This is a genomic window from Bacillus sp. GW823-FHT06A11 (assembly GCF_058795355.1).
This window is the reverse complement of the sequence record NZ_JBXAHS010000003.1, coordinates 32,168-43,301: the sequence shown is the minus strand read 5'-3', so window position 1 is coordinate 43,301 and position 11,134 is coordinate 32,168. Positions and strand designations below refer to the sequence as shown.

Below are 11,134 nucleotides of genomic sequence, written 5' to 3'. Positions count from 1 at the left end.
AATAATTACATAATGAATATTACCTATTATGCAATTATCCTCTCACTTCATTAATCTTATCCTTGTATATTTCAAACCACTGTTGCCATTCATCTTTAGAAAATTCTTTCTCTTCTCCTTCTAAAACGTAAGAAAAAAGATTTAAACAAATATGCCAACCAGCTATATCTCTCGGTGTATGATCTGTTAATTCATGAATGTACTCTTTTAGGAATAAAAGAGTACCATTTTCCTCTTTATGTATTTCAAATCGGACACGGTCTTTATCCCAAGTAAATTCAAGTACTGAGTTTAGTTGACACTCTAAAATATCAATGTTTATGAATGAACCGTCCATCATGTCGAACTTTATTATTCCACCAGTTTTAAGGCTTTCAATCTGTAAATTGGACATCCATTTTTTCAGCTTACTGTTTTCTGTTAATACAGACCAAACTTCCTCTACCGTACATGGAAATTCGCGTTCAAATTTTACAATATATCCACCAGTTAGTTTCCCAATTTCAGCTATCATTTTAATTGCCTCCTTATATAGAATATATGTTCTCATCTCATTTTACACGAATATAAATATAAAATAAATATTTATGTCAGCGAAGTGTTAATTTAAAGTGAATGGTGCTGAGAAAAACTTAAATATTTTCTAAATCGAGTTATATAATATTGAAAATTAAATATAGATTTGCGTACAAATAAAAAAGCCGCATTTGCGACTTATGAAATCATAGGATTAACTCCTGTTTTGTTGAATGATTAACGCTTAATCGCATCGACAATTAGCGATGGAAAACCAAGTTTATCGCCTTTATTTCTAGAATCATACCTTTTCGAACGGAAAATAACACCGTCGTTTGCATCCCATTCGTTGTAATAAAACCGACCATTTTCATCACAATATTCAAGTAAAACTACCTCGAATCCAGCAGTTTCAAACATTTTCGTTAATGTTATATAATTATGAACGATTTTATGACTTGCTGCTGGATGATCTTTCGGACCGGGTCCCCCTATTTGAACTATATTTTGATATACCTCATCCTGAAAGAATGCATCAGGGACTCCGCACCGAATATGACCAGATGGTTTTAAAAATTCATAACAGATTTCAGCTGCTCTTACACCTTCTTCAAAAGTAAGGTGTTCCCATACATGCTCAGCTAAAATAGCTGAAATAGAGTTGTATTCAAATCTTTCTTCCCACGTAGCTTTATCTAGTAAGTTAAGTTCATCTTCTTGCGTTTGAATCCAGCCTGGATTATTATTAAACACTCCAGCTCCGACAACTACTTTAATTTCGTCTTGTTTTATTGCCACCATGTTCACCTCTTAAACATTTTAATTCATTAATATATTCTATGTTTACTATTATCCTTCCTCCTTCAACAAATGTAGTAACATGAGTCCAGTACAATACCGAACTCATGCCCTAAAAACTCTCTAACGCAACAATCTGTCTAACTCTATAAAATTAGTTCATAATATACGATTTTTCTTACAGAAATATAGCACAGCAAACATTAGCATAATACCAATTACGTAAAAAATTGTTGTTCCGCTCCCACCAGTATTAGGAATTACCCAATTATTCTTCGCATTTTTCACTGTTATTTTTTGTGTCTTTACTGCTTCTGTAATTTCTATTTCTATTGGATCTCTAAGTAACATGTATCCGTTCGGTGCTTTTATTTCTTTAATCGTATACTTTCCAATTGCTAATTGGTTGGAAATTACCTTTCCTTTTTCATCCGTTATTAATCTACTAAGTTCTTTCCCTTCTTTATCTAACACTTGAAATACAGCGCCTTTTAGCTTTAATTCACTATCCTTATCATCAACTTTTTCAATTTCAAATTGCCCAGTCGGATCTGGCAATTTCTTATTTTCTATTTTAATTTCTACTACTGTATCTTTTTCTATTTTTACAGCTATTTTATCTTTTAATAATTCATAACCTTTAGGTGCCTCTATTTCCACTAGGGTATAGTTTCCTATTGGTAAGTCCTTTGATATCATTTCTCCTTTTTCATCTGTTATTAACTCTCCAACTACTTTTCCTTTTGCATCTTCTATATGAAACTTTGCCCCTGCTAGTTTTTTATTTTTATCACTTATGTCTACTTTCACAAGCTTCATTTTTCCCATTGGATCTGGCAATTTCTTATTTCCTATTTTAATTTCTACTTCTGCATCTTTCTCTACTTTTACAGCTATTTTATCTTTTGATAATTCGTAACCTTTAGGTGCTTCTTTTTCCACTAAAGTATAGTTTCCTATTGGTAAGTCTTTTGATATCGCTTCTCCTTCTTCATTTGTTACTAGTTCTCCAACTATTTTCCCATTTAAATCTTCAATTTTAAACTTTGCTCCCACCAATTTTTTATTATCATTATTACTATCAACCTTTTTTATTTTTACTTTTCCTGTACTAGGCTTGTTCCAATGTTTCCAGTTAAATTTGAAATTGTGAAACTCAAATCCACCAGTTTGTTGTACCGCACCAACAAATGCTTGTCCATTAATCGAACCGCCTTTTGTTTCTAATACAGCATTGGGAGCAAACACACTCCCAACTACACCATATCCCTCTGTTGTAATTTTTTTCGCATTTGGAAAAACCCAAATCATTTTCCCATATAGCTCAGTAAACGGGGAATTAGGCGAATATGGTTGTGATGTAGGAACTATATCTGTAGCCTTTCCAATATTGTTCGTGTCATATAGAATAGACCCATTTTTAAATGTAACCTCTATTGCATCTGAATACATTACAATAAAATCTTTGTCCTTAGCATTGGGCAAAAATACATCTCTTATATCTAAATTAATTTTCCCTGTCAATTCTGATGAAACATAAATATTAGGATTGTTTATATCTTTTCCGATTCCATGACTCATATTTGGAATTGGGGTATTCGTTTTATATTGACCTGCATTTTTACTGACTTGGTTCACTATATTGCGAAATTCATTAAATTTCGCGTCAATTTCTAGTTTTTCTTTATAAACGATACGATCATAAGAGGATTGTATGATGCGATCTGGATCACTCTCTTTTGTCATTACGACTATTCCGTTTTGAATGATAAAAGATTCTTCTCTTGATTTCTTAAATTTTCCAGACAATAACAAGGACGGATATCCCTCATCACCCCATTTTTCACCTACTATATTAGATGTTCCCGCTGCAGCACCTACAATTGTATACCCCGATGCATCCATATCACCTTGAACTGCAGTTGCTCCTTCAATGTCGCCACCTATTGCTTTATGGTTACCAAAGACAACTGCATTATAACGCGATATATCACCTAGACCTTCTAAGTTTGTCGTGGATCCATATACTTCTTTTGGTACATATATGACAAAACTTACACTTAACATTAACAAAACAATAAAATGAATACTTACCAGCTTTAATCGTAGCCTCAATTCCTTTGTTCCCACCTTTACCGTATTTTTTCTATAGTCGAATAAAATGACATATTCACCAATGAGGATTTACTTCATCTTTTATATACTTTATATACTTTATATACTTTCTTTACTTATCTCTGAATTTCCGGTCCCACTTCCCATTAATGCAGGATAAATAAATACATTCTATCGAGTTAACCTTTTCTTATAAATTACGACTAGAAACACACATAACAATAGGATTGGAACTATTACAGTCCACTTATTAAATATAAATATCTCTGTACTCACTTTTTGTTTTTCTTTCTCGTTTAACTCCACACGCACACCTCGAACTAGCAACCTATTGGTGTTTACTCCATAAGGCGTACACGTAATTAAAGTTGTATAATCTTTATTTTCTACAATTTGTAGATCGTCCGTTTCGTGTGGTAACACTACTTTAATTTGATCTACTTTATAAGCAAGAACTTTGTCTAAAGAATGAATATAAAAAAGATCTCCTTCACTCAACTTATCTAAATCTGTAAATAAGTTTGCTGATGGTAAACCACGATGCCCTGTTAAAATAGTGTGCGTATTTTCTCCACCTATCGGGAGCGAAGAAAAATCTAAATGACCTATCCCGCGGCTCAATACTTCCTCAGATGTCCCTTGATAGATTGGCAGTTTTATATTAATTTTCGATATTTCAATATACCCCATTACATCTCCTAAATTTAACGCATCAGCATATGCTTGATGATTACTTTTTTTTTCAGAAAATGGATCAGTAAATGTTTTCGTGGAAGTGTGAACTTGTTTATTATATTCAGCTGCTTCTTTTTCCCTACGTTCGACTTCTTTCTTTTGTAATGCTTTGATATTCTTATCGTAAGAGCTAATCTCAGAATAATGTGCACGAGTCGCCAACCAATTACTAATAGTAGGATATAAAAAAACACCTAATCCAAATAAAAAAATACCTCCCAAAACAAGATTTCGTTTCATATTTCCACCTCTGTATATGCTTAAATATCGAAAAGAGGGAAGCATTTTGCTTCTCCCCTTTTCCCATAGTTACATGTTCCTAAAATCTTAATTATTAGCAGACTTTTTTCTAAAGAAAACAAATGCCGCTGTAACCATTAACGTAAGACCTATTACAGTAAAAAGAGTCGTTCCTATGCCACCCGTTACTGGAAGAACCCATCCACTTTTATTATTTTCAATCGTTAATTTAACCGTTTGATTATTTTCGCTAATCTTTACATCAATGGGATCTTTTAATAATTGATAAGAAGCTTTTGTACCATCTTCTTTTGTATATGTTGGAGCTTTCGTTTCGAAAATTTGATAGTCTCCATATGGAATGTTAGACCATTTAATAACACCATTTTCATCTGATACACCTGTTACTTCTTTTCCTGCTACAACAACTATTTTTCCATTTTTATCTTTAAGTACAAACTCTGCACCTTTTAATTTATTCTTATTAGCACCATCAATTTTTGTTAACTCAATTATTCCAGTTGTTGGAACAACAACTACAGGTTTAGATTCCTTTTCTCCAATTACATCATTTTTATTTGTAAAATGTATTTTTGCTGTATTTAAAATTTCCGAACCAGATGGTACTCCTTCTTTTACTTGAGATTTAATTTGCAAATGAAATTCTTTTTTACCATCTAATTTTGTGAAATCTTTTACTGTAGCTGTTATCTTTTGACCTTCTATAGCTACCTCTACAATGCTTGCATTTACTTCTGCTCCATCAATTTTCACGATTGGCTTTCCTTGAATCACTAAACGATTATCCAAAGTATCTGTTACCACATATTTTTTGTATTCCTTAATGTCTTCTGGAATTAATGTTTTAATATCATAATTATAATTAGTTAACGGATTGATTGGTAACGCTTCCAATTTTCCGTTAATCTTTTTATCAATTGTTGGTTCTTCATAGTTTTTCACTTCTAATTTAACTACTGTACCAGAAGTAATAGTTCCATCTTCATTAATTGTTCCGGAGTTCTTAACAAAAAACTCACGTTTAGTTGGATCTATTACATAGCCTTTCGGAGCTTTTGTTTCTTGGAAATAGTATTCTCCATACACCAATCCTTGCACGCGAATATGACCATTAGCATCTGTTACTAACTCTTTTTTCACTTCTGTACCGTCTTTTTTAAATAAAGAGAATACTGCACCTGCTAATGCTTTTTCATTTACACCAGTTTTTATTAAATCCACTGCACCACGTTTAATCTCATTTTTTGGATACATGTGAACATCATAGTTTAGCACCTTACCCTCTTTATTCGTTAATGGAATATCCACTGTATACGTATTGGGATTTAGATTCACATGTGGAGGTCCTGCCACTTCTTTCACCTCATAACGTCCTAGCGGAAGATCTTTTAATACAGCTTGTCCGTTATCATCTGTTACTACTTGATTTGGAGTGGCTCCCATTACAGGTTTCACGTCTTCTTTTACGATTTTCCCATCGTTTGAAATTTTTTCAAAAGAAGCAACCCTTTTTACTTCAAACGTTACACCTTTTAATGGTTTCGCATCTTTTGGCACCTCTTGATTTGCAGAACCGTCACCTTCTAGTCCCTGCGCTCCATCTTTTTCTTGTTCATACTTATGAATCGTTAAAGTACCTTTAGATGGTGAATCCGCCTTTACTAATACACTAGACCATGTAGAAAATGTTAAGAAAAACACTAAAAGCACACTAAATATTCTTTTCATTTCTCTTATCCCCTTTACTACTTCTATCATTTTAAAAATCTCTTTATTACTATTACCTTCTTAAAAGCAATAGTGTGCCAAGTATCAGATTTAAACGAATAACATAAAACATAGTCGTCCAACAATCCATTGTTTACAATCACTTATTCACTTTTCTTATCTTCTATTATTACGTTGTCTCTCCACATGATATATGTAATTTTCTCCCCTAAATTACACTTATATCCCTATTTCAAGAATCATTACATTTGTTACATAATAGCTTTCACTACTAATTTCGACTAGTCACTTACTGTCAATCTATTAATTTCTCACTTCCTATCCCTATTTAAAATCCAATCTTAATCATTTTTTAATACATATAAGTAATAACCAACAAATAAGTGTGACGATTCATATTTTACGCTACTGTCCAAAACTATTACCTGTATATTCAAATAATATGTGCTATTCATGTTAAATTATGGTATTATTCTTAGAAGTTTATAACTTTTATTTATATTTTTTATTAATAAAGGTTTTCCGTTTCTACTTATGAAAAAAGGAATATATGTTTATTTAACTATTACGCATAACTGTAAGGAGGAAGAATATGACTAAAAAGCTCAATCTAGTTGAGATAGAGTACATTTGCAATATGTTTTTCCAATCTTTTGAAATTCCAGTTTGTTTTTTAGATTGTAACAAAAATATTCTTTTAGAATTCACATCAAAAAGTGATTCACATTCGTTGTATACATCAAAAATAGAGCATTTACATGTGCTTTTTCAGAGAAATGATACATATAATTTCCCCATCTTCAGAACTCACGAACATCTAGGGCACTTCATTTTAATTCACATAAAGAGCGATTATATGGTGAACGGTACTGTTATTATTGGGCCCTTGGCACATGTAAATTTTTCTACAAGTAAAACGGATAGTAACCTTAATTTCATTCCAAATTATAAAAGAACAAGAGACCATTATTTTTCATTGTCAGTCAAAGATCAAAATTTTTTTGTAAATATAGCAATATTGTTCTATAACATTTTCTATAAAAAAAATTCAGATGTAAGCACCTTTTCAAATAACAGTGACTCACTTCATATAAGTCATAGCAGAATCTTAAACGAAGATGTATATATTTCAATGCAAAAAGACGAATCCATTTATCATAATTTATATATAGAGCAGCAATTACTTGGTTCTATAGAAAACGGGGATAAAGAAACCGTACTCAAATATTATTACGAATTCCAACAAGAGACTCTTTCATCTTTATCTTCATTCCATCAATTAAGACGTCATAAAAACATTTGTATTTCATCCATCACGCTCGCTACTAGGTATGCGATAAAAGGGGGACTTCCATCTGGGATTGCTTACAAAATTTATGATTTACATATTCAAAGAACAGAAGATTTAAAAGACAAAGAATCTGTTTGGGATTTGTTAAAAAATGCTTTTTGTACCTTTGCAGACCGTGTAAAGGCACAAAAAACACAGCAACATTCACAGACTATCGCTATTTGCAAAAACTACATTTTTAAAAACATTTACAATCCAATATCTGTTAAACAACTTGCTAAATTTGCAAATGTGAATTCAGATTATTTATCTATATTATTTAAAAAAGAAGTCGGTATTTCATTAATTGAGTACATTCAACGTGAACGAATCGAAGAAGCAAAGAAATTATTAACTTTCACCACCCATCCCTTATCAGACATATGCGCTTCGCTTAATTTTAGCGATCAAAGTTATTTCACTAAAATTTTTAAAAAATTCACCAATGAAACACCTGGTAAATACCGAAAATCTCATGTTGTCATTTAGAGTGACACTTCCATTAAAACAAAGTGTTTTCAGTAACTTATCAATGGCAAATTAGAAGTACTCCTATATTCATGAGCTATAGGATTTATGCTATTTTCAAATCAAAAAACACGTTACTATTCTTTTATTTTAATGAGAATAGTAACGTGTTTTATATGTAATATAGTTCTGTAGACAGAATAGTATCCAACTGCAAATTTTTATAAAAGCCAAATGTACCGCTTAACTATTAAAATCTTAATAAGTAAAAAATCCATATTTCGTTTTATTTACTTTCTACTTTATTTCTTTTGAATACTCAACTCTTTTCTTCAAACGAATAATCCCTACTATTATTTTTGTATCTTTCTAGATTTGCGAATCAAAGTGAGTACTGTACCTGCAATAATCATCAATATGCCGATTGCTGCACTGTTAGTTGTACTTACACCCGTCTTTGGCAGCTCCTTATATGTATATTCTTTTTTATCGGTATTACTGTTATTTGAGATATTATTGTTATTTGTCTTATTAGCAAGACCATTAGGTTTGCTAGTTTCTTTATCTTTCACTAATACTTTTTGTATTGTATTTACCTCATTACCCACGGAATCTCTTACACTATATATTATTTCATAAGTACCAGCTTTAGTTGTATCTATAGTTCCTTCATACGCTACTTTAGAAGTAAGGTCACCGTCTTCTTTGTCAGTAGCTGATACTCCTACCAACGGATCAAATTGATCACCCTCAGTAATTGAAGTTGTAGCAGGTACTTTTAGTATTGGTTTATCATTTTTAACTTCTTCTCTAACTTTGACCGTTACAGTTTGCTTCGCCGTTACTTCATGACCTTTAGAATCTGTAACCGTGTACGTTAATATGTAAGTACCGGCTTTAGATGTATCTACTTCACCATCAACTTTGATTTTAGAAGTGAGATTACCGTCTTCTTTATCGATAGCTAATACTTCTGCCATTGAAACAAATGAATCTCCTACATGAATTGTCGCTCCAACAGGCACTGTTAATTTAGGTTCTAAATCTGATGTTTCTCCATTTTTCTCTACAATTACAGTCTGTGTTGCCGTTGCATTCCGCCCTTGAGAATCAACAACCATGTATTCCATAATGTATGTACCTGATTTTGAAGTATCTACATCGCCTTTATGCTTTACTTTATTTGTTAAATCACCATCTTCCTTATCAACAGCTTTTACATTTCTCATTGGATCAAACGTATCTCCTACACGTAGTGTAATGGTAATCGGTACAGTTAACTCTGGAGCTTGGTTTTCTATTGTTTTTTCGTTTTCTTTCACTGTTCCTGTAATTTTTGCCGCATCAAAAGCATTTTGGATTGCTTGAACTTCAATTGAGTTCGTTCCATATTTATTAGTTGCAACTGTAAGGCATGCCAATCTCAATTCAGAGAAATCAGAAGTCATGTTTAATTCATCAGTATTTGCATAATAGAAAATATCAAACATTTTATCTTCACCAATACCATTTACATTTACACCGTTATGAGTACCACCTTGTGCAATTAAATACGCAACTTTATTAATAATACTTGAGTTAAAATGAACGCCTCCATAATCCTCTCCATTTAAATCATTATATTTACTATAATCATCAGGATACGGTAGTCCTTCTGAAAAATTAATTGCAGTTGGATTTTTCATATTACGAAAAGTCGATCCAGTTTGTTCTCCTATTGTCCAGTTAAATTCCCCATTATTTATGTATTTCTCTATAGCCGTTCCCATAATATCAGATAATGCCTCGTTAATCGCCCCAGATTCTCCTGAAAATTCAAGGTTAGATTCGCTTGATGTAACTGCATGTGTAAATTCATGACCCGCTATATCGAATGCTTTTACCATAGGATCTCCATATAAAAGCATACTAATGTTATTAATATTAGTACTAAATGCATTCTCCCAATTTTCAGGATCATTTGTTCCTCCAGAATCCCATGCATGTACAACTGAAACTACTTTTTTTCCTTTATTATCAAAACTATTACGCTTATATTTTTCTTTATAAAAATCGTATACCTTTGTTGCTAAGAAATGAGCGCTTACCGCCTTTGGATCATTAAATGTTGTTGAAACACTAGTTGCTAGTATACCGGGATAATAACTTTCTTCATTTGTAATATCTCTATAATTTACATCATATGTCTCAATTCCTTGTCCTCTTGTGTAATCAGCAAGCGCATAATTCCCACTGGTCTGTTTAGAAATACCAAATGTACGAGTTACGCCTAAATCATCTTTTCCTGTTCCAGTTAATGATGTAAAATTGCTAGTTTTATTTTCCTTAACGGATTCAACATACTCTTCACTTATTTTCAAACTTGATTCTTGTACCATATCTTTTAACATTTCACCATTATGAGCATTCACTAAATAAGTTCCAGATACATAATTTGGTGTTGTAGCAGCAAATGTAACTTGATATGCATTGCTAGCCTGCCCATGATTTTCATCAACAAAAATAACTGCCTTAACTTCTGGCTCAGAAATAAATTTAGTATCGTTTCCGTACTTTTTATAAATATATTGTTTTGCTTCTTCTTTTGATAAATTAATAGGTTTCTTTAAATCTTCTTGTGTTAAATTTTGTGCGCTAGCTCCTGAAATGCTTTTAATAATACCTTTTTTATCTACGTGAGCAGTCAACTGGTGGCCATATACTTCTTTTCCTTCATATATTTGTTGCATGCGCACAAGTGTAGTTCCATCATAAGAACCACGTTTTTGAAGAACCTTGTAATCTACTCCTGTTTCTGCACTAACTTGTTTTGGAGACAAAGCATGCTCCGTATTTTCCTTAAGTGCATCTTTCACTACATTCTCTGGTGCCTTTTTTGATGGTTGTGTCAGATCACCTGTACGGAACGAATCCTCTTGAATTTCAACTTGCATTTGACCAGGTTCCTCTGCATGACCTACTCCATATGGTGTTACACTTGTTAAAACGAATCCTGTTGTTAATGCTACTATAGCTATTTCTTTTTTATTTCCCATGATATTTACCTCGTATAAATTTCTATTATTTATATGAAACTGCTAAAATGTATACAATCTATTCCTAACATAAAAAGATGACTTTTGTAATCTACAAAAGCCACCTCTTCAATATGTAATATCCCTAAAATGTTTTTAATACATAATT

General features: G+C 32.1%; 7 protein-coding genes. 1 reads left to right on the top strand and 6 read right to left on the bottom strand.

The window, feature by feature from the left end; translation table 11 throughout:
- Nucleotides 1–34: 34 nt before the first annotated feature.
- The 5 genes from AC1Q8L_RS14195 to AC1Q8L_RS14175 form a co-directional block, all read right to left on the bottom strand.
- On the bottom strand, nucleotides 35–514 hold the full coding sequence (locus AC1Q8L_RS14195; RefSeq protein WP_000559848.1) for an SRPBCC family protein: 480 nt from the start codon (nucleotides 512–514) through the stop codon (nucleotides 35–37).
- Nucleotides 515–753: 239 nt separating this feature from the next.
- Nucleotides 754–1,314, bottom strand: coding sequence for a class I SAM-dependent methyltransferase (locus AC1Q8L_RS14190; protein ID WP_025118314.1), 561 nt, complete (start codon nucleotides 1,312–1,314; stop codon nucleotides 754–756).
- Between the two features lie 159 nt (nucleotides 1,315–1,473).
- Nucleotides 1,474–3,429: a SpaA isopeptide-forming pilin-related protein gene (locus AC1Q8L_RS14185; protein WP_098312029.1), complete on the bottom strand. Its 1,956-nt coding sequence runs from the start codon at nucleotides 3,427–3,429 to the stop codon at nucleotides 1,474–1,476.
- A 171-nt stretch (nucleotides 3,430–3,600) separates the two neighbouring features.
- Nucleotides 3,601–4,404 carry a class C sortase gene (locus AC1Q8L_RS14180; RefSeq protein WP_086388034.1) on the bottom strand — a complete coding sequence of 268 codons (804 nt, stop codon included), beginning with the start codon at nucleotides 4,402–4,404 and terminating at the stop codon, nucleotides 3,601–3,603.
- Nucleotides 4,405–4,491: 87 nt separating this feature from the next.
- The gene (locus AC1Q8L_RS14175; protein ID WP_000821089.1) at nucleotides 4,492–6,153 is read right to left on the bottom strand and encodes a SpaA isopeptide-forming pilin-related protein; all 1,662 of its coding nucleotides are present in this window, start codon (nucleotides 6,151–6,153) and stop codon (nucleotides 4,492–4,494) included.
- 592 nt (nucleotides 6,154–6,745) lie between these two features.
- Between AC1Q8L_RS14175 and AC1Q8L_RS14170 the strand changes: the two genes are divergently transcribed.
- Nucleotides 6,746–7,972: a helix-turn-helix domain-containing protein gene (locus AC1Q8L_RS14170; protein ID WP_000162818.1), complete on the top strand. Its 1,227-nt coding sequence runs from the start codon at nucleotides 6,746–6,748 to the stop codon at nucleotides 7,970–7,972.
- Between the two features lie 332 nt (nucleotides 7,973–8,304).
- Here AC1Q8L_RS14170 and AC1Q8L_RS14165 read toward each other — a convergent pair whose 3' ends face one another.
- Nucleotides 8,305–10,986, bottom strand: a complete 2,682-nt coding sequence (locus AC1Q8L_RS14165; RefSeq protein WP_492339448.1) for a M4 family metallopeptidase — start codon at nucleotides 10,984–10,986, stop codon at nucleotides 8,305–8,307.
- Between the last annotated feature and the right edge of the window lie 148 nt (nucleotides 10,987–11,134).

Coding starts and splice junctions, on each gene's coding strand:
- AC1Q8L_RS14195 (WP_000559848.1), bottom strand. CDS start 514: ATGATAGCTGAAATTGGGAAACTAACTGGTGGATATATTGTAAAATTT.
- AC1Q8L_RS14180 (WP_086388034.1), bottom strand. CDS start 4,404: ATGAAACGAAATCTTGTTTTGGGAGGTATTTTTTTATTTGGATTAGGT.
- AC1Q8L_RS14175 (WP_000821089.1), bottom strand. CDS start 6,153: ATGAAAAGAATATTTAGTGTGCTTTTAGTGTTTTTCTTAACATTTTCT.
- AC1Q8L_RS14170 (WP_000162818.1), top strand. CDS start 6,746: ATGACTAAAAAGCTCAATCTAGTTGAGATAGAGTACATTTGCAATATG.
- AC1Q8L_RS14165 (WP_492339448.1), bottom strand. CDS start 10,986: ATGGGAAATAAAAAAGAAATAGCTATAGTAGCATTAACAACAGGATTC.